This is a genomic window from Helicobacter canis (assembly GCF_900451095.1).
Lineage (GTDB): Bacteria > Campylobacterota > Campylobacteria > Campylobacterales > Helicobacteraceae > Helicobacter_B > Helicobacter_B zhangjianzhongii.
The window spans coordinates 1253053-1279052 of sequence record NZ_UGHV01000001.1 but is presented as its reverse complement, the minus strand read 5'-3'; the positions used below and the strand labels follow the sequence as shown (position 1 = coordinate 1279052).

At 46.9% G+C, this 26000-nt stretch carries 25 protein-coding genes; 22 read left to right on the top strand and 3 right to left on the bottom strand.

Annotation, left to right across the window (positions count from 1 at the left end; all coding sequences use genetic code 11):
- Positions 1–14 precede the first annotated feature (14 nt).
- Both DX060_RS06005 and DX060_RS06000 read left to right on the top strand, forming a co-directional pair.
- The gene (locus DX060_RS06005) at positions 15–2588 is read left to right on the top strand and encodes an LPS-assembly protein LptD (RefSeq protein ID WP_115011615.1); all 2574 of its coding nucleotides are present in this window, start codon (positions 15–17) and stop codon (positions 2586–2588) included.
- A 64-nt stretch (positions 2589–2652) separates the two neighbouring features.
- Positions 2653–3366 (top strand): YebC/PmpR family DNA-binding transcriptional regulator, encoded by a 714-nt coding sequence (locus tag DX060_RS06000; protein WP_115011614.1) that lies wholly within the window; start codon positions 2653–2655, stop codon positions 3364–3366.
- 25 nt (positions 3367–3391) lie between these two features.
- Here DX060_RS06000 and DX060_RS10860 read toward each other — a convergent pair whose 3' ends face one another.
- A complete protein-coding gene (locus DX060_RS10860) occupies positions 3392–3592 on the bottom strand; it encodes a hypothetical protein (protein WP_147278785.1) in 201 nt (66 codons plus the stop codon).
- Here DX060_RS10860 and pheA point away from each other — a divergent pair.
- Together pheA and DX060_RS05990 are read left to right on the top strand one after the other, a co-directional pair.
- Positions 3586–4686, top strand: coding sequence for a chorismate mutase (pheA, locus tag DX060_RS05995; protein ID WP_115011613.1), 1101 nt, complete (start codon positions 3586–3588; stop codon positions 4684–4686). The two genes, DX060_RS10860 and pheA, sit on opposite strands and share 7 nt — an antisense overlap.
- A 26-nt stretch (positions 4687–4712) precedes the next feature.
- Entirely contained in the window at positions 4713–5660 is a 948-nt protein-coding gene (locus DX060_RS05990) for a DUF2156 domain-containing protein (RefSeq protein WP_115011612.1), read from the top strand.
- Positions 5661–5983: 323 nt separating this feature from the next.
- Here DX060_RS05990 and DX060_RS10855 read toward each other — a convergent pair whose 3' ends face one another.
- A complete protein-coding gene (locus DX060_RS10855) occupies positions 5984–6235 on the bottom strand; it encodes a hypothetical protein (RefSeq protein ID WP_147278784.1) in 252 nt (83 codons plus the stop codon).
- A 49-nt stretch (positions 6236–6284) separates the two neighbouring features.
- Here DX060_RS10855 and DX060_RS12385 point away from each other — a divergent pair, with 49 nt between their 5' ends.
- The 18 genes from DX060_RS12385 (at position 6285) to DX060_RS05900 (ending at position 25593) form a co-directional block, all read left to right on the top strand.
- Positions 6285–8732 carry an aminotransferase class I/II-fold pyridoxal phosphate-dependent enzyme gene (locus DX060_RS12385; RefSeq protein ID WP_115011610.1) on the top strand — a complete coding sequence of 816 codons (2448 nt, stop codon included), beginning with the start codon at positions 6285–6287 and terminating at the stop codon, positions 8730–8732.
- Between the two features lie 117 nt (positions 8733–8849).
- Entirely contained in the window at positions 8850–10838 is a 1989-nt protein-coding gene (locus DX060_RS05975) for a methyl-accepting chemotaxis protein (protein WP_115011609.1), read from the top strand.
- A 108-nt stretch (positions 10839–10946) separates the two neighbouring features.
- Positions 10947–11858, top strand: a complete 912-nt coding sequence (locus DX060_RS05970; protein WP_115011608.1) for a UbiA prenyltransferase family protein — start codon at positions 10947–10949, stop codon at positions 11856–11858.
- Between the two features lie 2 nt (positions 11859–11860).
- Entirely contained in the window at positions 11861–13315 is a 1455-nt protein-coding gene (locus tag DX060_RS05965) for an ArnT family glycosyltransferase (RefSeq protein ID WP_115011607.1), read from the top strand.
- Positions 13308–13772, top strand: a complete 465-nt coding sequence (locus DX060_RS05960; RefSeq protein ID WP_115011606.1) for a hypothetical protein — start codon at positions 13308–13310, stop codon at positions 13770–13772. Before DX060_RS05965 ends, DX060_RS05960 begins: the two co-directional genes overlap by 8 nt.
- A gap of 2 nt (positions 13773–13774) precedes the next feature.
- Positions 13775–15001 carry an ArnT family glycosyltransferase gene (locus DX060_RS05955; RefSeq protein WP_115011605.1) on the top strand — a complete coding sequence of 409 codons (1227 nt, stop codon included), beginning with the start codon at positions 13775–13777 and terminating at the stop codon, positions 14999–15001.
- A 1-nt stretch (position 15002) separates the two neighbouring features.
- Positions 15003–15482 carry a hypothetical protein gene (locus DX060_RS05950; RefSeq protein WP_115011604.1) on the top strand — a complete coding sequence of 160 codons (480 nt, stop codon included), beginning with the start codon at positions 15003–15005 and terminating at the stop codon, positions 15480–15482.
- Positions 15482–16723, top strand: a complete 1242-nt coding sequence (locus DX060_RS05945) for a glycosyltransferase 87 family protein (RefSeq protein ID WP_115011603.1) — start codon at positions 15482–15484, stop codon at positions 16721–16723. Before DX060_RS05950 ends, DX060_RS05945 begins: the two co-directional genes overlap by 1 nt.
- Before the next feature lie 35 nt (positions 16724–16758).
- Entirely contained in the window at positions 16759–17028 is a 270-nt protein-coding gene (locus tag DX060_RS05940; protein WP_115011602.1) for a hypothetical protein, read from the top strand.
- Complete coding sequence (locus tag DX060_RS05935; protein ID WP_115011601.1) at positions 17012–18523, top strand: hypothetical protein; 1512 nt, start codon at positions 17012–17014, stop codon at positions 18521–18523. The genes DX060_RS05940 and DX060_RS05935 overlap by 17 nt, the downstream gene beginning before the upstream one ends.
- Complete coding sequence (locus DX060_RS05930; RefSeq protein WP_115011600.1) at positions 18520–19515, top strand: GtrA domain-containing protein; 996 nt, start codon at positions 18520–18522, stop codon at positions 19513–19515. Before DX060_RS05935 ends, DX060_RS05930 begins: the two co-directional genes overlap by 4 nt.
- Positions 19516–19520: 5 nt before the next feature.
- A complete protein-coding gene (locus DX060_RS05925; protein ID WP_115011599.1) occupies positions 19521–20597 on the top strand; it encodes a hypothetical protein in 1077 nt (358 codons plus the stop codon).
- Positions 20594–20956, top strand: coding sequence for a DMT family transporter (locus DX060_RS05920; RefSeq protein ID WP_181814211.1), 363 nt, complete (start codon positions 20594–20596; stop codon positions 20954–20956). The genes DX060_RS05925 and DX060_RS05920 overlap by 4 nt, the downstream gene beginning before the upstream one ends.
- Before the next feature lie 2 nt (positions 20957–20958).
- Positions 20959–21954 carry an NAD-dependent epimerase/dehydratase family protein gene (locus DX060_RS05915; RefSeq protein ID WP_115011598.1) on the top strand — a complete coding sequence of 332 codons (996 nt, stop codon included), beginning with the start codon at positions 20959–20961 and terminating at the stop codon, positions 21952–21954.
- Positions 21955–22140: 186 nt separating this feature from the next.
- Positions 22141–22296 carry a hypothetical protein gene (locus DX060_RS11340; RefSeq protein ID WP_181814210.1) on the top strand — a complete coding sequence of 52 codons (156 nt, stop codon included), beginning with the start codon at positions 22141–22143 and terminating at the stop codon, positions 22294–22296.
- Positions 22297–22396: 100 nt separating this feature from the next.
- A complete protein-coding gene (locus DX060_RS05910) occupies positions 22397–23887 on the top strand; it encodes a DUF6056 family protein (RefSeq protein ID WP_115011597.1) in 1491 nt (496 codons plus the stop codon).
- Positions 23888–23930: 43 nt separating this feature from the next.
- On the top strand, positions 23931–24149 hold the full coding sequence (locus tag DX060_RS05905) for a hypothetical protein (protein WP_115011596.1): 219 nt from the start codon (positions 23931–23933) through the stop codon (positions 24147–24149).
- Complete coding sequence (locus tag DX060_RS05900; protein ID WP_115011595.1) at positions 24115–25593, top strand: hypothetical protein; 1479 nt, start codon at positions 24115–24117, stop codon at positions 25591–25593. Before DX060_RS05905 ends, DX060_RS05900 begins: the two co-directional genes overlap by 35 nt.
- A 72-nt stretch (positions 25594–25665) precedes the next feature.
- Here the strand turns inward: DX060_RS05900 and DX060_RS05895 are convergent, their stop codons facing one another.
- A complete protein-coding gene (locus tag DX060_RS05895) occupies positions 25666–25998 on the bottom strand; it encodes a hypothetical protein (protein ID WP_115011594.1) in 333 nt (110 codons plus the stop codon).
- Positions 25999–26000 lie beyond the last annotated feature (2 nt).

The following is a 26000-nucleotide window of genomic DNA, read 5'->3' as shown; positions in this document are numbered from 1 at the left end:
CAATAGGACAATATGTGTGCAAGCCATCTCCAAAAGACATAGCCAAAGGCACTCGCTACAACGCCCTATCCACAGGGCTTTGCGCATTTGCTTGCTTGCAGCTACTATGTGCTACTCTCATCGCCCAGCCACTAGAATCCACTTTTGAAAAAGTGGATTCTAGCACCGCGCAAAAAACGCACAATGAAGCCCCAAAAGCACAAAGCCTAGAATCCACCCACCAAGCAGACCCCTCCCTAGAATCTAGCAATCCCCCAAAAAAGCAAGCAAAATCCCAAAAAAGCAAGCAAACCACCCCAAAAGCAAATACACAAAAAGAAGGCATCGCTCAATACAACAAAGACAATCAAAAAGTCTTTGAGCTACTAGCAAACTCCCTTCATAGCGAGCAAAACACCATACACGCCATAGGCGATGCGATCCTTATCAATCAAGAGCTCTATGTGCTTGCTGATACTATCCGCTATGATATACAAGAGCGGCAAGTGCAAGCAAGCGGTGATGTGCGGATTTATCGCGATGGCAATTTGCTTGTGCGCACCAAAGAGACGCATTTCTCCCTAGATGATAAATACGGCATTATCGAGCCGCTTTATCTCCAAGATACAGAAAGCGGACTATGGGTAAGCTCTGCTCGCGCCACCACACAAGATACTTTCTACACTTTTAAAAAGGCAGTGCTATCTGGCTGCGCTGTGCCAAGCCCAATCTGGCGTATGGAGGCATCTTCTGGCTCCTACTCTGATAGCAAAAAAATCGTATCCCTGTGGAATCCGCGTGTGTATATCGGCGATGTCCCGATATTTTACTTCCCTTACTTTAGTGTCTCTACTAATATGTCAAGAAAGACAGGGCTACTTATGCCCTCTTTTGTAACCTCTAGCACAGAGGGCTTTGCCTTTTTCCTGCCCTACTACATCGCCCCAAAGACAAATTGGGACATCACACTAACGCCACAAGTGCGCACAGAGCGCGGTATAGGAGGGCTGATAGAATTTCGCGCGCTAGATTCTGGGCTAGATCGCACCTATGCAGAGCTTGGGTATTTATACAACTTTGATGAATATATGCAACGCTTTAATCTCAAAAACCAGCAAATCTACGGACTTCGGCTCTATCACCTAGGCAATCGCCCCTTGCAAAAATACTTCAAGCTAAACAGCGAGCTAGATAATGGTATCTATCTAAACCTTGTGCATATGAATGACCTAGACTACTACCGCTTGCGCCAGATCAATAAACGCGTCTATGATACGACCTACACCTCTAAGGCAAATGCCTTTATCCAAACGCAAAAGCACTACCTTGGACTAAACTTCAAGTATTTTCTAAACCTTGCCAAGCTTGATAATACAACCACTTTCCAATCTGTGCCAAATTTTCAATACCACAAATATATGGATTCTTTGTTTTTCAAAGAGCTTATGTATGCCATTGATTATCAGTTTAAAAACACCACGCGTCAAACAGGCTATGGCTACATAGAAAATGGCGTGCGTATCCCTGTGGGCTTGCAATTTTCTCTCTTTAAGCAATACTTATCGCTTGGCATTTGGAATGAATTTTATGCAGAAAATCTCTTCCTAACCAAAACACAAAACAGCTATATCCCAAGCAACGATGACACAAACAAAAATGGCAATATCTTTTCTGCCAACTACTCCATCTCGCTAAACTCCGATCTCTCCAAAAGCTATAATAAATTTTTCCACACGATCCAGTTTGAAGCCCTTTTCAGCGGTCCTTATCTCTTCTATCATAACGGACTTTTAAGCCAAGCCACCGGCGATCAAGCCGCCCAAATCCGCAAAAAATCTATCGACCTAAGAGAGCAGTTTGGCGCAGCAGCAGACTATCTCAACAAATTCCCCATAGAATCCCCAAGTGGGACGATATATTTCTATGATGATATTTGGGACCCTTCAGGCATTAGTGCCTACACTATTGTCAATCAAACCCTAGACTTAAAGCTCTCCCAATACTTCCTAACTAGCACCGGGCGCAATATTGTTGATTGGAAAATCTTTCAGCGGCTAAACTTCGATGAGCTTGCCTACGCGCTAAAAAGCTCACATATAGATTCTAGCGTGATAGCCAAGCGACCTTTGGAAAACAAATTTAGCTTCTCTCCCATAGCTGGGCTAAATTTTTCAGCAAGCTTTTTTTACTCCTTTTATGCTAAAAGAATGTCCGAGCTAGCCCTAGCTACAAGCTTTAGCCGTGGGGCATTTTCTGCTTCTGCAAGCTACTTTTTCAAAGATAAGCAAGCCTATGACTTCTTGTCAAATACCATTCTCTCGCAAACAGGTGCGCAGTATTTGCGCGCTAATGTTTCGCACGATTTTGGCGTGTTTGCTTTCTCGGCTTCTGCTGGCTATGATATTGAGAAAAACACCTTGCTTGATTGGGATATAGGGCTGTATAAAAATATCCGCTGCTTTGGGATCGGGCTGAAGTTTGTCAATCGCCGCCGACCAATTTTGACCAATGATATTAACAATCCTTTCTATGTCCAGCAAGACTACTTTGTGCGGCTTATTTTTAACTTCGCCCCGCTCACAAGCACGGGACTTACGACAAGATTCTAAGCTACCTTAGAATCTAATAAGGCTTTATGCCCTATAATCTCTCATCATTTTACAAAGGATACTTATGGGAAGAGCGTTTGAATACCGCCGAGCTGCCAAAGAGAAGCGATGGGATAAGATGAGCAAAGTTTTCCCCAAGCTGGCAAAAGCCATCACCGCTGCTGCTAAAGAGGGTGGCGGCGATCCAGCGAGCAATGCCAAGCTCCGCACGGCAATCGCCACTGCCAAAGCCCAAAATATGCCCAAAGACAATATCGATGCTGCCATTAAACGAGCAAGTGGGAAAGATGGGGCATTTAGCGAGCTAAGCTATGAGGGCAAGGCGGCAAATGGCGTGCTAATCTTCATAGAATGCACCACCGATAACCCCACGCGCACAATCGCCAATATCAAAAGCTACTTCAACAAAACCCCCGGAGCCTCGATTGTCCCTAATGGGAGCCTAGAGTTTATGTTTGCTAGAAAGAGTGTGTTTGCCTTTAGCAAGCCAGAATCTATGCCACTAGATGAGCTAGAGCTAGCCTTGATTGACTATGGGCTAGAGGAGCTAGAGTCCTTAGAAGATGGCAGTCTAATCGCCTATGGGGACTACACGGATTTTGGGGCATTAAGCGAGGGGCTAGAATCCTTGCAAATAACCCCCACAAGTGCCAAGCTCGCTAGAATCCCCACAAGCCCCATAACCCTAGATGAAACGCAAATACAAGAGCTAGAAAAGCTGCTTGATAAAATCGAAGATGATGATGATGTCCAAGCGGTTTATACCAACCTAGCCTAGATTTACTTTGGAGCATTGTTTGAGACTAGAATCCACTTTTTGCGTTTTTTGTCATTGCGAGCCTTGCGAGCCTTTTTTCATTGCGAGCGGACTTGTCGGCGTGGCAAAGCGCAGCTTCTTTAGTATCCATACGCCACGCCAACGCACGCCGCACAAGCCGAGCAAAGCACCAACGCCAAGCAGCACCCAGCCTAGAATCCACTTTTACCAAGGAGCAATATGCCACGCCCTGATACAACGCCTGATGAAGCCCTAATCGCACGCTTGCGGAAACAGATTGATAGCATTGATGAAAAGCTGCTTGCCCTGCTAGATTCTAGGCTAGAGATTGTCGCCCAAATCGGCACAGCAAAGCTTAAAAGCAATGCCAGCATTTACCGCCCAGAGCGCGAGCTAGCGATCATCGATCGCCTAAGCAGCCTGCCTGCAAAGCACCTAAGCAAAGATGCCATAGAAGCCATCTACCAAGAGATCTTTGCCATATCGCGCAACCTAGAGCTACCAGAGAAAGTCGCCTACCTAGGACCTGTGGGTAGCTACACCCACCAAGCCGCAGAATCGCGCTTTGGCGCGATGAGCGAATACCTCCCCATAAACACCATTAGCGCAGTCTTTGGCGCACTAGAATCCAAGCAAGCACGCTATGGCGTAGTCCCTATTGAAAACAACACCAACGGCATAGTCGGCGAGTGTATCGACAATCTCGCCAACTCCAGCGTGAAAATCATCGCAGAAATCATTCTGCCAATCCACCTAAGCTTTGCCTCACAATGTGAGCATTTATCCCAGATTGAGCGCATTTATAGCAAAGACATCGCCTTTGGGCAGTGTGGTGCATTCCTACACGCGCACAATCTCCTAAATATCCAGCAAATCCCGGTAGAATCCACCGCCAAAGCCGCCCAGCTAGCCACGCAAGACCCCAAAAGCGCGGCGATTTGCTCACACATTGCCGCCAAGCTCTACCACTTGCCGCTGATGTTTTCCCATATCCAAGACTCCCAAGGCAACAAAACGCGCTTTGTCATCTTAAGCGATTTTCACAACCCCCCAAGCGGCAGGGATAAAACCTCTATTTTCGCTAGGCTTCAGGGCTTTGAAAAGGCAGGGACACTTCTACGCTTTTTAGAGAGCTTCTCTCGTGCTAATATCAATCTCACCAAAATCGACTCCCGCCCGATCCGCTCTAAAAACAGCTTTGACTCTGGATTTTATATGGATTTTATGGGGCATAGAGATGATGAGAAAATCGCCAAAATCTTTGAAGAGTGGGGCGAGCAGATACAATGGCTAGGCAGCTACCCCCACATTGACTCCTAGAATCCACTTTTATGCAAGGACACATTATGTCGCTATCTTTCAAGCCCATAGCCTTAGAATCTAGGAGCGAGATTCTAGGATTTTTGCACAATGATCACTTTTCTATCGCGGATATTAGCTTTGGCAATCTTTTTATTTGGAAGCACGCAAGGGCGATTAGCTATGCGATTTGCGGCGACTCACTCATCATACAAACGCGTCAAACGCACAAAGAAGGGCAGAATCCTTACTTTTTCTTCCCCATTGCTGGCGATGAGTCCTCCAAGCTAGAAGCCTTAAAGACACTAGAATCCTACGCGCGTGAAAATGGCTTCCCCCTGCATTTTGAGCGACTAGAAACGCACAATCTCCCCCTTTTGCGCCAAGCTTTCCCCGCTATCTCCATAGAGGCTACGCCTGATAGGTTTGATTATGTGTATAGCATAGAGGAGCTTATCGCATTAAGCGGACGCAAATTCCATAAGAAAAAAAACCACCTAAACAGCTTTTTGCAACGCTATGAGTGGGAGATTGAGCCTATCACGCAGGCAAATGCAAGCGAGCTAGCCCAAGTAGCTAGAATCTGGCTTGATAGCAATCCTGCTAAAAATGATGACCTAGAGCTAGAGTATCTTGGCATTTGCGCGGCGTTAGAGAGCTTTGATAAGCTAGGGCTACAAGGCATAGCCGTGCGTGCTAGGGAGAAGCTCGCACTAGGCTCTGGCAATATAGATCCTGCGGAATCTGTGCTGCCTATCATCGCCTTTAGCTTTGGCGAGGTAATCAGCGATGAAATGGCAGTGATCCACATAGAAAAAGCCGCGCCAAACATCATCGGCGCGTATCAAATCATAAACCAGCAGCTCTTAGCTCGCTGCTTTTCATCGCTGCGCTATGCCAATCGCGAAGAGGATCTAGGCATAGCAGGGCTTAGGCAGGCGAAGAGGGGGTATAATCCTATCTTTATGGTAGAAAAACACCGGGCTGTGTTGTAAAGCGTTGGCTTTGCCGCGCTTTTGCGGGAGTCTGCGGCGGGGGCTTGCTCATTATCGCCTAGATAAATCCCTTCGCCCCCGCCTTGACAACCCCCAAAATCATCGGCAAATCCTTCCGCCTGCAAGTTGTTTAGAATCCACATTTGAGCTTTACTCTCCAAAATCCTAGAATCCTTTGCTGGCATTTTTAGAATTCTTACTTAATTTTAGAATCCTTGAAAAAGACAATCAGGGCGGTTTTGAAAAAACAACTTCATCGTCATTGCGAGACTTGCGGCAGCAAGTCGTGGCAATCCATTGCTCCACTCCTAGAATCCACTTTTTTAAATCCTGCCGCCTGTGTGTTGGTTTAGAATCCACATTTGAAACTTTACTCTCCAAAATCCTAGAATCCTTGCTGGCTCGCTTAGATTTGTGGCGTTATCAAAAGTGGATTCTAGGCTAGAATCCACTTTTGACACAAGACATTTTCTGTCATTGCGAGCCGACTTGTCCGCGTGGCAATCCACAGAAGCAAGGCGTAGCCGTAGCTTCTTTAGTAATCCATAATAAAAAATACAAATCCTAGAATCCACTTGTAAAAACGCTAAAATTCCACAATCTACATAACTTCTGGCGGTGCTAATGAATATGGACAAAAATAAAGATTCTAGGGCGTGTGATTCTGCTAGCGAGGTGGCTTGCAATGACAAACAAAACGCCGATAATCAAAAAGTGGATTCTAGGATTTTCACTCAAACCGCCCAAAGTTTAAGCCCTGCCCCCGCTCTGTCATTGCGAGCCTTGAAAAAAGGCGAAGCAATCCACAAAGCCACCGCGCAAAAAGTGGATTCTAGTGTAAAAGTGGATTCTATGGATTGCCACGCCGCCGCTCACGCAGCAGCTCGCAATGACGATAAAAAAGTGGATTCTAGGAGAAATGCTCAAAATTTAGAAACACCGCAGGTGGCAAAGCCAACGCCAAGCCCCTGCGATTCTAAGATTTTGGAGCTAGAATCCACTTTTGATAAAACCGCCCAAAACGCGTTTGATAGCCAAGCCATAGGCGGCAGGATTTTTGATGAAAAAGCGGGGTTGTGCAGCCTTTTGTGCGGAGATAAGACTGATGGTCTATCGCACAAACAAAAGGCAAACTCCCCGCTTTTTCGCAAAAAGCCAACGCCCCAAACAAAAATTCCGCTTATTGATTTACACGCCCAATACCACGCCCACAAACCCGAGCTAGACTCTGCTATCGCTAGCGTTTTGCGCTCCCAGCACTTCATTTTAGGCGAGCATTCTCAAGCATTAGAGAGTGAGCTGGCAAGCTTTGTGGGGAGGCGATTTTGTATCACTTGCTCTAGTGGGACAAGCGCACTGCTGCTAGCCCTACTCGCGCTTGATATAGGCGCAGGCGATGAGGTCATAACCCCTAGCTTTAGCTTCATCGCCGCGGCAGAAATGGTGGCATTCCTAGGGGCGAAGCCTGTGTTTGTGGATATTTGTCCGCACACCTACACACTCGATATAGCCCAAGTCAAGCACGCGATCAGCCCACGCACAAGGGCGATTATCCCTGTGAGTCTCTTTGGACAGCCTTATGATGTAGCAGGGCTAGAGAGTCTCGCCAAGCCCCACGCAATCCCCATCATCGAAGATGGCGCACAGAGCTTTGGGGCGGCGATTATGCTAGGCAATGGTGCTAAAAGTGCGCGATCTGGGAGCTTTGGGGATCTTAGTATCACAAGCTTTTTCCCCAGCAAGCCGCTTGGGGGCTATGGCGATGGCGGCGCGGTATTTTGCGATGATGAAAAGCTCGCTACTAAGCTTTATGCCTTGCGCAATCACGGGCAAGCCTCCAAATACCGCCACACTATGCTAGGGCTAAACGCTAGGCTCGATGAGCTGCAATGCGCGATTTTGCGCGTGAAGCTAAGGCACTTTGCCAGAGAGCTACACTTGCGCGAGCAAGTAGCAGCGCGGTATTGCACACTGCTAGCCCCACTGCAAAAGCACCTAGCCCTGCCATACATCGCGCCAAATCGCACCAGCGTGTTTGCGCAGTTTTGCCTACGCGTGAAAGATTCTAGGGGGGATTGGGTCGTAGGTAGGCATTTGCCTGATTTAGCGCAGCACAATCAATCCTCATCACAAGCCGCCCAAAGCAGCGTGGCGATCCATACAAAAAAAGTGGATTCTAGTGTAAAAGTGGATTCTAGGAGTGATTATTCTGCTAGCGCAGAATGTATGGATTCTAAAGAAACATCGCCTAGCGGCGAGCGGTATCCCTTGTTTTCTAAAGAAACATCGGCTAACGCCGAGCGGTATCCCTTGTTTTCTAAAGAAGCTGCGCTTTGCCACGCCGCCGCTAACGCAGCAGCTCGCAATGACGAGAAAAAAGTGGATTCTAGCCTAGAATCCACTTTTGATAACGCCACAAATCTAAACGAGTCGCAAGACAAAACCGCCCAAAGTTTAAGCCCTGCCCCCACTCTGTCATTGCGAGCCTTGAAAAAAGGCGAAGCAATCCACAAAGCCACCGCGCAAAAAGTGGATTCTAGTGTAGAAGTAGATTCTATGGATTGCCACGCCGCCGCTCACGCAGCGGCTCGCAATGACGATAAACACGCCACCGCGCAAAAAGTGGATTCTAGCACCACTGCAAATTTAAATGAGCTAGCCAAGGATTCTAAGATTTGCGATGAGAAATCTTTGCTTTGCGAGCGCGTGCAAGGGCGCATACTTGGCGTATGTAACTGCAGCACGCGCGAAGCAATCAAAGATTTATCGCGCAAAGCTGAATCCACCAACAAAGCTGAATCGCCACAGCAAAACGAGGATTCTAGCACTACTATAACCCGCACCCACATCATCTCCGCCCTAAACGCCCAAGGCATAGCCACTGCTATCCACTATCCTACGCCCTTGCATTTGCAAGAAGTCTTTAGCCACCTTGGCTACAAAAAGGGCGACTTCCCCATAAGCGAGCAAATCGCCCAAGAGATCTTCTCTATCCCCTTTAGCCCCTATCTCACCGAAGCTACCCAAGAGCATATCGCTAGGGTTTTATGCGAGATTTTTGCTCAAATTTAAGCAATCCCTGCAAAGCCCTATTTTACGCATTTTGCGGGGGGTTCGTTTTTTTTTTTTTGTTTTTTTTTTTTTTTTTTGTTAGGATACGCGCTCATTTTGTCTTTTCAAGGAGTGTGTATGGGGAGGAAAAGTATCTCACAAAAGATCGCCCTAATCATTATGGGATTATTAGTGGCTATTTTTGTAGCCTTTCAAATCATCGGCTACATCTTGGCTAAAAAGGCGATTTTAGAGAGTGTGAGCCACGGCAAGCAAGAGAGTGTGAAAAATGCCCTAAGCTTTATTGATACATATTTTGATGCTAGGCTTGATTTTGTGCAAAGGATTGTGGCAGATATAGGCGATGACCTATCGCAGCAAAATATCGCCCACTGGCTCCACTCAGCCTATACCTTTACTTCAATGGACGCACTCTACCTAGGCTATGCTGATAATGGCTTACTTATAAAAACAGATAAGCAATCTGGCAATAAGCCCTATATCCTAGATAAAAGCAAAGGCTTTGACTCGCGCACAAGAGAGTGGTTCAAAGGTGCGCTTGCCACAGGTAAGCCCGGCTTCACGCGACCTTTCCGCGATATTACGACCAATGAGCTTACTATCTCTGTGTATGCGCCCATTATCCGCGATGGCAAGATAGTCGCAGTCGTAGGGGCAAATATCTTCCTAAAAGATCTGCAAAAAGCCTTTATGAGTCTCAAGACCTCTCCTAGCAGCTCTGTCTTCTTAGTAGGCACAGATGATAGAGGCACTTATAATCTCCTGCATTCTGATGAAAAAGTCCTTTTCTCCGAAGATATGCAAAAATACGAAGTCTATGATGATCTCTATGCACGCACGCCCAAAGATCTCAATGTCATCTCCGGGATTTTGCACTATGAGTTTGAAGGTATCTCTAAAATCGCCGTATGTAATATCAACAAAAATGAATGGCTCCTATGCTCGGCAAACTCCGTTACAGACTTTGAAGAAGAGCTACATACCTATCTCATCTCACAAATTAGCTTTGCCACGATAGCGATTGTAATCACTGCTGTCTTGCTGTATTGGATCATCGTCTATCAGCTCCGCCATATCACGCCTATCACCAATGGGCTTATCCGGTTTTTTGACTTTCTTAATCACAAAGCCAGCGATGCGGCGTTGCTGGATATTAAAACCAACGATGAATTTGGCAGAATGGCTCAGGCGATCAATGACAATATTAAGCATACTAAAAAGACTCTAGCCCAAGACAAGCACGCCGTAGAATGCACGCTACAAGTGGTCAAAGCCATAGAAGCAGGCAATATAAGTGCGCGCATAGATGCAGACCCCATAAACCCACAAGTCAAAGAGCTAGTCATCGCGCTAAACAAAATGCTACAAGTCCTAGAATCCAAAATCGGCGCGGATATGAATGTCATTAGCGCGGTGTTTGCCTCCTACAATCAGCTAGACTTCACCAAGCAAATCCCCAATGCCAAGGGCAATGTCGAGATAACCGCAAACAAACTTGGCGATGAAATTATCCAAATGCTCAAAACCTCTTCAAGCTTTGCCGATGAGCTAACTAGCCAGAGCCAGAGCCTTGAAAGCTCTATGGGCAAGCTGCTTGATGGCACGCAGTCTCAAGCAAGCGCGCTAGAGCAGAGTGTAACAGCAGTGGGACAGATCAATGCCTCTATGCATAATGTCAGCGCACAGACAAACGAAGCCACCGCACAAGCACAGGATATTAAAAATATCGTTAGCGTGATCCAAGATATAGCCGAGCAGACAAATCTCCTAGCCCTAAATGCCGCTATCGAAGCCGCTAGAGCAGGGGAGCACGGCAGAGGCTTTGCCGTGGTGGCTGATGAAGTGAGAAAGCTGGCAGAGAAGACTAGCAAATCGCTTAATGAGATTGAGGCAAATATCTCTATCCTTGTGCAAAGTGTCAATGATATTTCCGAAGCGGTCAATGAGCAAACCGCAGGGCTTTCACAAATCAATGAAGCTATCAATCAAATCCAATCAATCACACAAGATAATGTCGGTATCGCTAATGATACTAGCACCATCACCCAGCGCGTGCATACAATCGCCTCTGCGATACAAGATGATGTGCAGAAGAAAAAGTTCTAACACAACAAGCTAGAATCCACTAGATTCTAGCCCACGCACCAAAGAAGCAGCATTTAAGCAATTATCCCCTATAATCCGCGCTTATCCCTAGCCACATAAAGAGAATCTATGCCCCTACTCACTCAAATTAACGCTTTTATCACGCTAATGCGCCCACACCAATACAGCAAAAATCTCTTCATTTTTGCACCTGCATTTTTTGGCTTTGGGCAGTATGAGCTAGGTGAAGTCGCGCTTGATTTATGTATCGCATTTTGTGGATTCTGCCTTGTGGCTAGCGGGATTTATGCCATAAATGACTGCCTTGATGCCAAGCTTGATGCCCTGCACCCTAGCAAAGCAGCCCGCCCCATAGCTAGCGGACTTATCTCACCTGCTCTAGGCTATGCCTTTGGCATAGCTCTTTTGCTCATAGGGGGGGGGGCATATATGATTGTGGGCAGAGATTTAGAGGCAAGCTCGCTGCTTCATCTCTACGCGCCACTGCTTATTTATATCATCATCAATCTCGCCTACTGCCTATATCTTAAGCATATTGCTATTGTCGATGTATTTTGCATAGCTAGTGGCTTTGTGCTGCGGCTTTGGGTGGGGGCTTGTGTGATTGCTATTGGGCTCTCACATTGGATTGTGATTACGACCTTTTTGCTAGCGGTGTTTCTCGCCCTTGCCAAAAGACGCGATGATATACTCCTGCTAGAGTCTGGCACAAAAGTGCGCAAAAATATCGATGGCTATAATCGCGTATTTTTGGACATTGCTATGGGGATTTCTGCCTCGCTTGTGATGGTGGCATATATCTTTTATAGTATCGATGAAAGCGTGAATGAACGACTCCACACACATAATCTCTACCTAACTTCTGTCTTTGTGCTACTAGGGATTTTCCGCTATATGCAAATCACCTTTGTTTTGCACAAATCCTCTAGCCCATCAAAGATCCTGCTAACCGATCGCTTCTTGCAGCTTGTGATCCTAGCGTGGCTAGCAAGCTTTATCATCATTGGATTTTGGAGGTAAGTATGAGAAATTTTAGAGACAATCTCGCACTCTATGCCCTTATGGCAGTGTGCTTTGCAGTCTTTTGCTATATGGGGTGGCGGTATGTCGATGTAGAGTTTCTAGCTCTAACTAATGGCGATGCTATGCCCCAATTTTTGCAACTACAAAAGATGTCCCAAGGACTTATCACGCTTAATATTAAGCAGTTTTTCGCCTTTGAGTTTTATAACTATGGCTTTTTCTACTATGTGCTAAATCTCCTTGCTGCCCTGCCCTTTATCATCACAGAAAATTACCCCTTGCAGATCTACGCCCCACGCGTGCTAAACGCGCTTTTTAGCATAGCCAATCTTTGGCTACTTTATCGTATAGCTAGAATCTATCTTAGCGCGTGTAACGCACTTTTGCTGGTGGGGGTATTTGTGGCTATGGCAGGATTCTGGCATTTAGGCTATGTGTTTAAGCCAGATGTTTTTCAAGGCTTTTTCGTGCTTGCTTGTGCCTACTATCTCTTGCGCGATAATTTTAGCTTTGGCAAGCATTATATGCTAGCGTGGGTAGCCCTTGGGCTAGGCATTGGGCTGGCGAAGTTTCAGGCGATTTTGTTTATCCCTATGATGTATGCCTATATCTGCCTACCTGCTCTCTCTATGCAAGCAGGGCAAATACTCCTAGCACTAAAACGGTGTGCGCTAGGCACGCTAGGGGTTGTCGCGCTATGGATTGCTAGCAATCCTTACCTCTTGCACAAAAGCGGCTTTAACGCGTGGCTTAGTATGTTTGAAGGCAATATGCGCTCAAATGCCACCAACCACGGCGCATATACGCAAGTGTCTTTAGGTGATAAGCTTGCGATGATTGATTTCTACTACTTTGAAATCATTGTGTTTATCGCACTGCTTGGGGTGTGTGGGTATCTTGTGTGGCTTGGACTTGTGCGCGTTTTTAGGGATTCGGCTTTTGGTGAGATACACAAACAAACAATAGGTCAAAACAAGGATTCTAGTAAAGACTATTCTGCTAGCGCAGGAACAATGGATTGCCACGCTAGCGCAGTGTCTCGCAATGACGATAAAAAAGTGGATTCTAGGGAAAACGCTCAAAACCTAGAATCCACTTTTGAAAAAACTCTGTCATCGCGAGCCGATGAAGTCGGCGCGGCGATCCATAAAGAAAAAGCGGATTCTAGCCCGAAACCCCAATCTCTCATATCATTCACACCCATTGCCGCTGGCTTCCTAGTCTCTCTTATTTATCTACTCTTTTTTGTCAATAAAGCGTGGGAAGCCTACTACTTTAGCACGATGGCTCTTGGCTGCGTGCTATATATCCCGCTTGCCCTAGCTTGTGCCAAAGCGTTTATGAAAACTTCTAAGGGGGGGGGGGCAGCACAATGCAAAGCGATCTACACGCTATCAAACCGCTGTGCTATCACTCTTGCTTGCATTGCAGATTCTAGGAGGGTTTATGTCTAGTGCTTATAAACAAGTCTTTACCAAATATCCTATCTCCCTAGATTCTGCGCACGCTCTAGCACAGGAGCTTACCGATCTCGCACGCCCTTTTATCACTGATCCAAATGCCACTATTTTTAGCGATAATGTGAATTTCTACTACCTATCACTTGGACTAAAGCCTACCCAAATCTATCAAATCTTTGGTCTGCCAAATGCTGATGGCTTTGTCTATGAGCAGTGGAGCAAGAAGCCCCACTCCCTGCCCTTTATCCCTAAAGACTTCATTATATTAAGCCAAAATTGGTGGCTAGAAAGCTACAAGAAGCGATCCCATAGCGATACAGACACGCAAGCCGTGCTAGAAAAGCTCTTTAGCGGGGCATATCCTTATAAGCAAGTCGCTAAAAGTGCGCATTTCATCATCTTTGCCAATACTGATGAGCAGCATAGCAATATCACTAAACCAAAGGAGTAGTTATGAACCCACAGAAATTTAGCCTTAGAGAATCTATCGTGCTATATGGCATTTTGCTTGGCTGCTTTGCGGTCTTTTGCTATATGGATTGGCGGTATGTCGATGTGGAGTTTCTAGGGCTCGCTAGAGGCGATGAAATGGAGCATTTTTTAGAGTTACAAAGTATTTATAATGGCTTTATCACGCTTAATATCAAAAAGATTTTCACCATTGGTGCATACAACTACGGCTTCCCCTACTATATGCTAAATCTCCTTGCTGCCCTGCCCTTTATCATCACAGAAAATTACCCCTTGCAGATCTACGCCCCACGCGTGCTAAACGCGCTTTTTAGCATAGCCAATCTTTGGCTACTCTATAAAATAGCTAGAATGTATCTCTCTGCTAGGCTTTGCGTGATTGTCATTGGTATTTTTATCGCGATGAGTGGATTCTGGCACCAAGGCTATATTTATAAGCCAGATGTGTTTCAAGGCTTTTTCGTGCTTGCTTGTGCCTACTATCTCTTGCGCGATAATTTTAGCTTTGGCAAGCATTACACGCTTGCGTGGATCGCCCTTGGGCTAGGTATGGGAGTGGCGAAGTTTCAGGCGATTTTGTTTATCCCTATGATTTACGCCTATATTTTTCTATGTGTGCGAGAGCAGGGCTTTTGGCGCAGTGTCAAGCGCGCGATTGTAGCGAGCTTTGGGGTCTTTGCTATTTGGATTCTCACAAATCCCTATCTCCTGCACCCAAGAGGCTTTAATGCGTGGTATGCAATGTTTGAAGGCAATATGAACTCTAATGCCACTAATCACGGCGCATATACGCAAGTGTCTTTAGGCGATAAGCTTGCGATGATTGATTTTTACTACTTTGAAATCATTGTGTTTATCGTGCTGCTTGCCGTTGTGGCGTATTATTGCTTCATCGCTGGCAAGCAGGCGTTTTTAGCCCCAAAACAAGCGAAGCGGTGCGGGCGTGAGCTCGCAGGTTTCTTTAGAAAGCCAACGCCCAAATCAAACCAAGTCTCACTACTCCCATTTGCGCCCATTGCCGCTGGCTTCCTAGTCTCTCTTATTTACCTGCTCTTTTTTGTCAATAAAGCGTGGGAAGCCTACTACTTTAGCTCCATAGCTCTTGCTATCCTTGTGCTAAGCACACTTGGCACACTGCGTGTGTCAAAGCTTCTAGGGGGGGGGGGCAGTATTGCTTGCGGTGCTGTTTGTCCAAATTATCGGGGCTAGTATGAGCGGCTCTTATAAGCAAGTTTTCACCAAATACTATGCACAAGCGGATTCTAAAGCGACTATGTATGCCTTAAGCGATGAGCTTATAGAGACTCTGCGTCCGCTGATCCACGATACTCGCGCGACAATTTTAAGCGAGAATACAAACTTTGCTTACTTATCGCTTGGGCTAAAGCCCACACAAATCTACCCGATTTATGGGCTTTCTTATCCTGCTGGGTTTGTCTATGAAGAGTGGGCTAAAGAATCTAGGGCAAATAGCTTTATACCAAAGGATTTTATTATCCTATATAGAGACAAAGATCGCTACCCCACGCCCAAAAATGCGCAAGAGCAAGAGGCAAAAAACATCTACCAGAAGCTTATAAATGGCTCCTACCCTTATAGGCAAGTCGCTAAAAGTGCGCATTTCATCATCTTTGCCAACACTGACACAGAGCATAGCAATATCCTAACCCCAGCACCAAAGGAGCAGTAATGTCTAAACACCTAGCAAATTTCACCAACACTATCAATGCGCTTATCAAGCGATACCCCAAGACTAGCTTTGTGCTTTTTGCACTTATTATCGCGCGTGCTGCGTATCTTAGCTTTGGCGCAGCGACACTTGGGGAGTGGGCATCACTTGATATGCAGTGGTATCCCACAAAGCAGCTCTTTGGCTTAGGGGAGTTTGAGCAAGCTATAAACCCCTATATCGCTTATCTTAATGGCGATGTATTCCTAGCAAATGGACCTAATTATATGCCCTTGATGTATTATGTGATGTTTCCCTTTGGCTTGCTGGAGTGGGAGGGAGCAAAGATCGCCTTTGCTTTGTGTAATATCGCGCTATTTTGTGGGGTGATTGCTCTTTTTATACGCTATGGGATAAATCGCGCCTTTGTCTATGGCGTGGCTATACTTGCGGTGCTGGGCTATTGCTTTGGCAATGTGATTGGCAATGCCCAAAGCGCGATTATGATAGGCTTTTTCATAGCCCTAGCCTACTGCTTCCGCCATAAGCCCATTGTCCTAAGTATCGCCCTAGCTTTTGTGTGCATTAAGCATTCCTTTGGGCTGCCGCTTATGCTTGGATTTTTCCTAGCTGGATATAAAAGAGAGGTCATAGCAGCAGGCGTGCTAGTGGCTTTAGTGGTATGTGCCTTTAGCTTGCAGACGCACACAAGCCCCATAGACACCCTGCGCCTACTAAGCCAAGTCAATGCTGCTCACTATGCTAGCGGCAGCGCATTAGGCGGTCCTAGCGATCTTTTCTCGCTCTCACAAAAGCTCTTTCATAATCCCATAAGCCCCATAAGCCTTATAATCCTAGCCATTTATGCAAGCTTTGTGTGGATTGTCTATGTGTATAAGCCAGAGCAAGGAGCGATCATTAGCGCGAGTATCGTGCTTGCACTCTTCACCCTGCCTCACCTAGGCTATGATAGCTATATGCTCTTTCTCGCCCTGCTTATCGCTAAAGACTCTTACAAAGCATTCAGCCTGCCTATGCTAGCTCTTTTGACTCTCACGCTCTTCATCTACCGGGGGCAAACGCTTAAGCCCTATATCGACTCCCTAAGCGCGACAATTATGCAATTATTGAATGGGGGGGGGCAGCACACAATACAAGAAACCCACTGGGCTATGAATATGGGCGTGCCATTTTGTATCGCTATGTGTGTGGGATTTGCCCTTGTGTTTTACCTACTCTTGCTTTATGCACGCAAAAGCTAGCTGCCCACAAAGCTAGAATCTAACAGGAGGTCCCAATGCTACTGCACCGCACCATATCACTACTACAAGCCCTAGAATCTAGCTTTGCTAGATTCTATCGCCCTAGGCTTACTTTCACCATAGCTTGCGTGTTTTTGGGATTTTTATGCGCTTCTTTTATGCTAGCAAGCCTTGGATTTTTGCTCCATATCCCTATCACGCCGCTGCATTTGCCACTTGCCTTTGCTATAAGCCTTATCCCGCTTTTTCTAGCAAAAAGTAGGGAAATTCTTCTAGGGGGGGGCAGTTGTGCTAGGGGGGTTTAGCCTATCATTTGTGCTAAGTGCTCTGCTGTATGACTACTCGTGGGACGGCAGAGCCTACCACCAAATAGGGATTTTATACTTTGCTAATGGCTGGAATCCTGTATGGCAGAAAATGGCAGATGTAGAATCTCTCCTGCCTTATTTAAGCCACGAAATCTGGGTGGAGCATTATCTCAAATTTAGCGAGGTAGTCGCTAGCTCTATTGTAAGCGCGTTTGCTTCTATCGCTCCTAGTAGCCTTGATACTATCGAGCTAGGCAAGGCACTAAACTTCATCGCCGTATTTGGGGCGTTTTTGTATAGTGTCTCTGTGCTAGCCAAGTTTATACACCCCCTGCCAGCTACCATAATCAGCCTTTTTGCGAGCTTCTCACCTGTGGTAGGCGCGCAAATCGCCACTTATTATGTCGATGGGCTGCTTTCTTGCGCGCTTTTGGTGGCATTTTGCGCCATTGTCGATAGGGAGTTTTACCGCAGGCAGCTAGTGGATTCTAGCCCTAGTGAAATAAGCTCTCTAAAGCGCGCGATGTTTGCTCGCTCTTGTATCCTAGCTGGCGCACTGCTGGCAATGGCTAGCATAAAGCTCACAGGCATAGCGTATGCGGGCTTCATCGGGCTAGGCTATCTTGTCTATCTACTCTGGTTTTATCCTTTTAAAGAGGCTAAGCCCCTTATCGTGCTAGGGCTTATCACAGGCTCTCTTATCCTTGCTTGCAATGCCAATCCGCTCCTTACCAATCTAGCATTAGGCAAGCACTTTGGCTACCCGCTTCTAGGCAAAGACAAGATTGACATCATCATAGGGCAGCAGCCTAAAGTATTTGATGAGCTAAACTCTGGCACCAAGCTTCTCTACTCGCTCTTTTCTCGCACGCAAAACTGCACCGCACAATGCACCCCGCAGCTTAAAGCCCCCTTTTCACGCTTGCACGATGAAGCCCCCAATGTCGATACGCGTATCGCTGGCTTTGGAGCGTATTTTAGCGGAGCGGTGCTGCTTAGTGTGCTTATGGTGGTGCTTTTTGCCCAAGGCTTTAGGCGCAAGGAGATTCTAGGGCTTTTGGTGTTAGTTACAGGGAGCTTTCTTATCAATCCTGAATCGTGGTGGGCGCGCTATGTGCCGCAGATGTATTTTGTGCCACTGCTTGTGCTAGTAGCTAGCTACTATCTAAGCAAGCCCCCCTTAAGCAGCCTGCTACGCATAGCCCTACTACTCACAATCACCATAAACACCGCCCTATATGCCACGCAGTTCTACAAGCACGGCTCGCGGTATAAGCACGCCACTCAAGCACGCCTAGATTCTGCCAAGACCTACGCTAAAGAGCAACAGCTCTATATCTACTCAAATGGCTGGGAGCACTCATTCTTGCACAAGCTAGAATCTGCCAAGATCCCTTTCACTAGGCTTATTAGCAAGGACAATGCCCCTACCCCACTCTATGTCGTGCCTAATAGCCTAGGCGAAATCTATTGGAGTATAGAGAGCTTATGAGCAAATCCCCCTTGCAATCACCCTATCAAGCCTTCTTAAGCTTGCTTGCACGATATGCGACATTTTTGCGCTATTGTGCAGTGGGTGCGCTTGCAAGCGGGGTATTCTACGGCGTGGCAAATCTCTCAGCCCTGCTTTTAAAGCAAGTGGATTCTAGCCCTAGCACCCCAGCTCCATCATTGCAAGTGAGCGCAGCAATCCATAAAAACACCGCCCAAAAATCACAAAAAGCGGATTCTAGGAGTGAAGCGCAAAACCTAGAATCCACTTTTGAAAAAACTCTGTCATCGCGAGCGAGTGAAGCCCTTTTCCTGTCATCGCGAGCCGATGAAGTCGGCGTGGCGATCCATAAAGGCGCAAAAGTGGATTCTAGTAAAGACTATTCTGCTAGCGCAGAATGTATGGATTGCCACGCCACTAACGCGGCTCGCAATGACAAAAACAATCCTAGTAAAAAAGTGGATTCTAATGCTTTTACTCAAAATGCCCAAAATTTAGAAACACCACAGGCGACTAACAGACAACTCCAAAATGTAAGCGAGCAAGCGCAGGATTCTAGGATTTTGGAGCTACAAATCGGGGTTTTTCAAGGCTCGCAAGGAGATAAGACTAGTGGTCTATCGACGCTGCGAGCCGATGAAATCCACGATTTTAGCCCGAAAGCCGAATCCTCCAAAGACCCCCAACACTCACAGACAGCTACCCTGCTAGGCTCTCTTGCCAGCTTTCTCTTCGGCTACTTCGCACAAATGCGCCTAGCATTCCGCGCCTATCCCAACCACAGCACAATGCTGCCGCGCTATCTCATCGTGCTAGCCCTAATCGCCCTCTACGCCCAGATCATCACCTATCTTGGCGCGTTTTTCACGCTCTCCTACTATCTTATAAGCGCGTTTATCGCCCTAAGTGTGCCACTCTTCTCCTATCCGTTGCAAAAGTTATGGGTGTTTGCGGGAGCTTCTAAGGGGGGGGGGGGCAACTTAGGCGCGTAGGCTTTTTGCGGAGGGATTCGGCTTGTGAGCTAAAATCACCGATTCTGCGGCGTGGGCTTGCTCATTATCGCCTAGATAAATCCCTTCGCCCACGCCTTGAAAGCGGCGATTTCTCATCTACAATCCTAGAATCCCAAAGCAGCACTGAAAACACAAAACAAGGCGCAGCCGCAGTTTCTTTAGTAAATCCAACCGCGAGCGACTTTACGCCAAAACACACGCAAAGCCACGATTCTATCTCCAAAATCCTAGAATCCCAAAGCAGCACTGAAAGCACAAGCCCAGCCGCGAGCAAGTTTAAGCTAGAATCCGCGTTTTCTCTGTCATCGCGAGCGAGTGAAGCCCTTTTCCTGTCATCGCGAGCCGATGAAGTCGGCGTGGCGATCCATACATCACGCCTAGAATCCACTTTGACAAAACTAGATTCTAGTATCTCCGCATTCTTAAACAATCTTATTTATTTCACACAAGCGCATTTTTTAGCGGTCTTTTTCTCTCCATTTTTGTGGCTCATTGGGCTTACTCCACGCTCCTTTATGCGCCCCTTGCTCCTTGCACCTTGTAGCAACTTCTCTAAGACAAACGCCCTTTTTGCTACCGCAGAAACAATGGATTGCCACGCGGATTTTCAATCCGCTCGCAATGACAGAAATAACGCCACCACGCAAAACGAGGATTCTAGGAGTAAAGCCCAGCCAAAAACACCACAGGCGGCAGGATTTTGCGATGATTTTGGTGGCTTTCAAGCGGTGGGCGCAGGGATTTACCTAGTCGGTAATGAGCAAGCCCACCGCGCAGGATCCACCAAAAGCGCGCAAAACAAGCGAAGCGAAGTTTCTTTAGAAAAGCCAACGCCAAAGTCAAGCAAAAACGAGGATTCTAGGAGTAAAGCCCAGCCAACCCACCACGATTCTAAGCATTGCGGTGGGGCTGTGGTTGCTTTGCGTGATTTTGGGGGCAGAGCTAGACTAGAGGTCTGCGGTTGTCCCCAAAATCGCGCAATCAATCGCATTGCCTACCCAAGACTGAATCGCCGCCAACGCCAAAAACATTTAATCCCATTTTTTAAGGAGTCCCTATGATCGCCTTCATCCCTCTCATTCTTTTTTCTGTCCTACTCAATGCCACAGCCCAGCTGCTATTAAAGCGCGGTATGAGCGAGCTTGGCGAGCTAAGTCTAAGCCTTAGCTTTATCCTAAAAGGCGTGCTAAATCCCTTTATCCTAGGGGGCTTGGCGATTTATGCCATTAGCATTGTTAGCTGGCTTATCGTGCTAGCACGCGTGAATGTCTCTATCGCCTATCCTTTCCTTAGCTTGGGCTTTATTTTTTCCGCAGTGGTGGCGTATTTCGCCTTTGGCGAGCCGCTCACTTTGCAAAAGATCCTAGGCATTGCGCTTATTTGCGCTGGGCTTGTGTTTTTGACTTTTAGCAGGGGGTAGATATGCGCTATATTGTCCTTGGTGGGAGCGGATTTGTGGGCTCCTATACGATTGCCGCCCTTGCAGAGTCTATGGCTAACAGCCGCATACAAAAGGCAGAGATTTTCTGCCTAGATCGCGTGCCAAACCCAGCCCTAGATGCTTTCAGCACCTTTGTGCCTTGCGATTTGCTGCAAGGCTTTGATTTCGCGCTAGATTCTAGCGACATTATTATCCACCTAGCCGCTAGAGCTTACGCGCCAAAGCCCCCTTTAAAGCCCTTTGGTCTAAAAGCCTTAAAGCAGTATTTCTATGAAGTCAATGTCGCTGGCACGCAAGCCCTGCTTACATCAATGCTAGAATCTAAGGCAAGCAAGCTTATCTACTTTAGCACCGATATGGTCTATGGCACGCCTGCTTACTTGCCTGTGGATTCTAGGCACAAACGCACGCCCTTTGGCTACTATGGCGCGAGCAAGGTGCAAGCAGAGGACCTAATCGTATCTGCAAGAGAGCAGGGCATAAATGCAAGCATTTTCCGCCCTAGGATCATCGTAGGAGCCGGGCGGTATGGGATACTGACTAAGCTTTTTGCGCTTATTTCCCACTCTTTGCCCGTGCCACTTATCGGCGATGGCAGCAACTGCTATCAAATGATTAGCGTGCAAGACTGCGCCCAAGCCATCATCTGCGCCATAGAAAAAAGCTTCCCCAACAACGCCTACAACCTAGGCTCGCACAATCCCCCCACGATCAAAGCCCTTTTAAGCGATCTCATCACACAAGCAGGATCAAAAAGCTTGCTTATCCCCACCCACGCAGGCAGTGTGAAGCTAGCCCTAAGTGTGCTAGAGACTCTTGGAGTGCCGCTTATGTATAAAGAGCAATATGCCATAGCGGACTGCCAATACATTGTCGATATTAGCAGCACGCAAGCAGAGCTAGGGTGGAGTCCGCAGTATAGCGATAGCGATATGCTCCTAGCGGCGTATAAGCAGTATTTACACACCAAGCCATAAGCGCATTAGCTTTTGAAGTCTCTCTGTCATTGTGAGTGAGTGAAGCCCTTTCTCTGTCATCACAAGCCTTGCGCCAGCAAGGCGTGGCGATCCATATTTTTTGCGGCAGCAAAAATGGCGGTGTTGTGAAAAATCCTAGAATCCACTTTTGAAAAAACGCGGATTCTAGGATTGTGCTTTGTTTTTATGGATTGCCGCGCGGATTTTCAATCCGCTCGCAATGACAGAAATAACGCCACCACGCAAAAAGTGGATTCTAGGACAGATCACCTCGCAATCGCTATCGCGTGGGCTTGTAATGACAACAAAGAGCTTAACAAACAAAAGCGGATTCTACTTTAACTGCGCTAAAGCCTAGCGCGATATAATGCGAGCCTTAGACTTCTTTACCTTTGGAGATACTTATGGAGACACAAACTTCTAAAGCCGCTAGCAGCGTGCTTTGCCCCCCCCCCCCCGTTTTAGCCAAATCGCGCTAGCCTTTGGCATTTTCCTCTTTCTCTATGCTTTAAACGCGCTCTTTCCACCGCAAAGTGATGACCTAGGCAGAGGCTTAGGACTCTTGCAAGGTGCTATTAGCGTGTATATGAATTGGCTAGGGCGTTTGGGCGAGCTACTAGCAGCAGGCTTTGGCAGCTACTTTGCCACCACGCCCTACTTCGCCCCGCTAAACGCGCTTGTAGGCACTTATGTGATCTACGCGCTTTTCTTTGTGATCTTTGGTAGAAAGCCCAATGATACCCTGCAAGATCTAGGCACTATCGCGCTTATACTCTTTATCCTTATGGTCGATGGCTCTTCATCATTTGGCGGGATTTTTATCGTAGTCTTTGGGGCGTTTAATTACCTCTTAGCATATATGCTTATCTTTAGCTTCCTTATCCCTTATAGAATCTTGCTTAGCTACATTCTAGGCGAGCGAGCCACCCCGCCCAAGCTCTCACTGCTCTGCACGCTAGGGCTATTTGTGCTAGGGGTTCTTGCTGGCTGGAGTAGTGAGTTTATCATCGTGGCTATTGCCTTTTTGCTAGGACTATTAGTATATATGCTCTATAAAAGAGAGGCGATACCTGCGTGGTATGTGCTTGGGATCGCTGGGCTTGTGGTTGGGTTTCTCATCGTTTTCCTAGCTCCGGGGGCGTTAAAGCGTATCGCAGTATTTAGGGAGCTTGGCATACCCTTTCATAGCTTTAGCGAGCTGCTTGCTATGAGTCTAGGCGAGCTAAAGGAGTGGCTAAAATATGTCTATCAAAAGGCAAATATTTTTCTCACACTAAGCATTATCCTAGCAAGCGCGCTCTATCTACTAGAATCCACTTTTAGTAAGGCTCAAAAGCTGCTTTTCATCGCTCTTGTAGCTATCGCCGCGCTCATCTTGCGCCAGCACACAAGCGGGGCATTTTTCCTGCTAGCTCTTGCGTGGGCGTGGTATTTAAGCTTCCTAGCACACAAGCAAAATAAGCTTGCTTTGCGTAATATGCTTTTGTGTGTGGGCTTTTGCTTTTTTGCTGTGTTTATGTATAAAAGTGCCAATATCCAAATGGGCTGGCTGCCTAAGCGCACTTCGCTGCCTTTTACACTTTTGCATATCGCTATGGTGCTGGCGTTTTTACACTATCTTATCTCGCGCTATCCGCATTGGCGTAAGCCCATAGCGACACTAGGGATTGCAAGCTGTATAGCTTATGGGAGCTTCGTGCTTATCGCCTATGTGGATATGCGGATCAAATGGCACACTATGCTTTCCTCAATCGCCACGCAAAAGGCATTAGGGCAAGATGAAGTCATAGTGGATTCTGCGAGCTTTGCCTCCTACTACAAGGGCTATGGCGACTTTGGCAATCCGGGCGAAGATCCACAAGTGTGGCCCAACAACACCTATGCGAATTATTTTGGGGTCAAAAGCTTCACTGCCAAGCCTATGCGCCCATAATACGCTATAATCGCTCCTTTTAATCCAACACTAAGGAGCATTTATGGGCTTTAGCAATAGCTATGTAGAACGCTTGCGCAAAAAGGCGCGAGGCGTGATCCTCCCTACCCAAGAGATCTGCGCGATCTTAGAATCCACTTTTGACCTTCGCGTGCCTCGCACTATCGCAGACTTTGGCGCAGGGACGCTGTATTTTAGTGAGTATTTTGCTGCAATGATGACTAATAATGATATTTCTATGGGGGGGGGGGCAGATAACTAAGGATTCGGCTTGTAGCGATAAATCACCGATTCTGCGGCGTGGGCTTGCTCATTATCGCCTAGATAAATCCCTTCGCCCACGCCTTGAAAACAAGGGACACCGCTCGGCGTTAGCCGATGTTTCTTTAGAAAGCGGCGATTTCTCATCTACAATCCTAGAATCCCAAAGCAGCGCTGAAAGCACAAACCCAGCCGCGAGCAAGTTTAAGCCAGAATCCACTTTTACGCAACACAAGCCTTTCTCATCTACAATCCTAGAATCCCAGAGCAGTAGTGAAAGCCACAAAACAAGGCGCAGCCGCAGTTTCTTTAGTAAATCCCACCGCGAGCAGCTTTCCCTAGAATCCACTTTTACGCAAAGCCCCGATTCTAGCTCCACAATCCTAGAATCCTGCGCCAATAGTAAAAATCAAAAATCTTTCCGCGAGCAAACTTCCCTAGAATCCACTTTTGAAAAAAGCCACGATTCTAAGAGCAATGCTCATTCTCTGTCATCGCGAGCGAGTGAAACGAGCGTGGCGATCCATAAAGGCGCGCAAGCGGATTCTAAGAAAGCACACAATACAGAAAGCCTAGAATCCACTTTTTCTAAAGTGGATTCTAGGGTGGATTGCCACGCGGATTTTCAATCCGCTCGCAATGACAGAAAAAACGCCACTTTTCAAAAAGTGGATTCTAGCACCGCCACAAATGTAAGCGAGCCACAAAACAAAAGGGCTGAAAGTGCGTTTGATAAACGAGTCGCAGGCGGCAGGATTTTTGATGAGAAAGCGGGGTTGTGTAGCCTTTTGTGCGGAGATAAGACTGATGGTCTATCGCACAAACAAAAGGCAAGCTCCCCGCTTTATCGCAAAAAGCCCACGCCGAGCGGTTCTAAGAATTGCGGTGGGGCTGGGGTTGCTTTACACACATTTGGGGGTAGGAGTTACCTAGGCGGTAATGACTATCCCCCAAATGTGTGTAATCAATCGCATTGCCCGCCCAAGGCTGAATCGCCCAAAGGCAAAGTTGTAGCCATTGACTCTATCTACACCACCCTAACCCCCACCACCACTTATCCCAATATCACGCTTGAGCCAGATCTCTTCCACGCGCTTGATCGCTATGAGTTTGACCTATTTTTCGCAAGCGATGTGCTACACCACTTATCCCCAGACTTCACGCAAAAGCTCCTAGAATCCATAGCCCATATCCCCATAATCATCATCAAAGATATAGATTCTAGGCATATCTTTGGGCATTATGCAAATGCCCTGCACGATCTAGTCTTTAATCAAGAAAAAGTTTGCAAGATCTATCCAAACAAGCTAGAATCCACCTTGCAAGCTCTAGGCTACACCACGCGCTACCACTATCTGCCAAAGCTCTGGTATCCGCACTTTTTACTCCTAGCCTATAAGCCACCACATAACCCAACCACTACAAAGGATATAAATGAGAGATAATGCCCTAGATATATTGCGCGGACTATGCGCGCTTGGCGTGGTATTTATCCACACGACATTTTGGAGTGGCGATTAAGGATTCAGCTTTTTGGCTAAAAACAGCGATTTCATCGCCGCGCTTCGTCGATAGACCTCTAGTCTTATCTCCTTGCGCGGCTTGAAAAACGCCGTTTTTAGCTCAAAAATCCTAGAATCCCACAGCAGTAGTGAAGCACAAATCACAAAAAAACGCCCAAACCCAGAATCCACTTTTGACAACACCGCGCGAAAAAGCAAAAAAGTGGATTCTAGGATTTGCGATGAGAAATCTTTGCTTTGCAAGCGCGTGCAAGGGCGCATACTTGGCGTATGTAACTGCAGCACGCGCGAAGCAATCAAAGATTTATCGCGCAAAGCCGAATCCACCA

Bases quoted from the DNA above. Each gene is read 5' to 3' on its own strand.
- DX060_RS05940 (WP_115011602.1), top strand. From the start codon at position 16,759: ATGCTACTGCACCGCACCATATCACTACTACAAGCCCTAGAATCTAGC.
- DX060_RS05900 (WP_115011595.1), top strand. From the start codon at position 24,115: ATGATATTTCTATGGGGGGGGGGGCAGATAACTAAGGATTCGGCTTGT.
- DX060_RS05990 (WP_115011612.1), top strand. From the start codon at position 4,713: ATGTCGCTATCTTTCAAGCCCATAGCCTTAGAATCTAGGAGCGAGATT.
- DX060_RS05945 (WP_115011603.1), top strand. From the start codon at position 15,482: ATGTCTAAACACCTAGCAAATTTCACCAACACTATCAATGCGCTTATC.
- DX060_RS11340 (WP_181814210.1), top strand. From the start codon at position 22,141: ATGGATTGCCGCGCGGATTTTCAATCCGCTCGCAATGACAGAAATAAC.
- DX060_RS05915 (WP_115011598.1), top strand. From the start codon at position 20,959: ATGCGCTATATTGTCCTTGGTGGGAGCGGATTTGTGGGCTCCTATACG.
- DX060_RS05905 (WP_115011596.1), top strand. From the start codon at position 23,931: ATGGGCTTTAGCAATAGCTATGTAGAACGCTTGCGCAAAAAGGCGCGA.
- DX060_RS06000 (WP_115011614.1), top strand. From the start codon at position 2,653: ATGGGAAGAGCGTTTGAATACCGCCGAGCTGCCAAAGAGAAGCGATGG.
- DX060_RS05960 (WP_115011606.1), top strand. From the start codon at position 13,308: ATGTCTAGTGCTTATAAACAAGTCTTTACCAAATATCCTATCTCCCTA.
- DX060_RS05955 (WP_115011605.1), top strand. From the start codon at position 13,775: ATGAACCCACAGAAATTTAGCCTTAGAGAATCTATCGTGCTATATGGC.
- DX060_RS05965 (WP_115011607.1), top strand. From the start codon at position 11,861: ATGAGAAATTTTAGAGACAATCTCGCACTCTATGCCCTTATGGCAGTG.
- DX060_RS12385 (WP_115011610.1), top strand. From the start codon at position 6,285: ATGAATATGGACAAAAATAAAGATTCTAGGGCGTGTGATTCTGCTAGC.
- DX060_RS05920 (WP_181814211.1), top strand. From the start codon at position 20,594: ATGATCGCCTTCATCCCTCTCATTCTTTTTTCTGTCCTACTCAATGCC.
- pheA (WP_115011613.1), top strand. From the start codon at position 3,586: ATGCCACGCCCTGATACAACGCCTGATGAAGCCCTAATCGCACGCTTG.
- DX060_RS05930 (WP_115011600.1), top strand. From the start codon at position 18,520: ATGAGCAAATCCCCCTTGCAATCACCCTATCAAGCCTTCTTAAGCTTG.
- DX060_RS05970 (WP_115011608.1), top strand. From the start codon at position 10,947: ATGCCCCTACTCACTCAAATTAACGCTTTTATCACGCTAATGCGCCCA.
- DX060_RS05950 (WP_115011604.1), top strand. From the start codon at position 15,003: ATGAGCGGCTCTTATAAGCAAGTTTTCACCAAATACTATGCACAAGCG.
- DX060_RS05975 (WP_115011609.1), top strand. From the start codon at position 8,850: ATGGGGAGGAAAAGTATCTCACAAAAGATCGCCCTAATCATTATGGGA.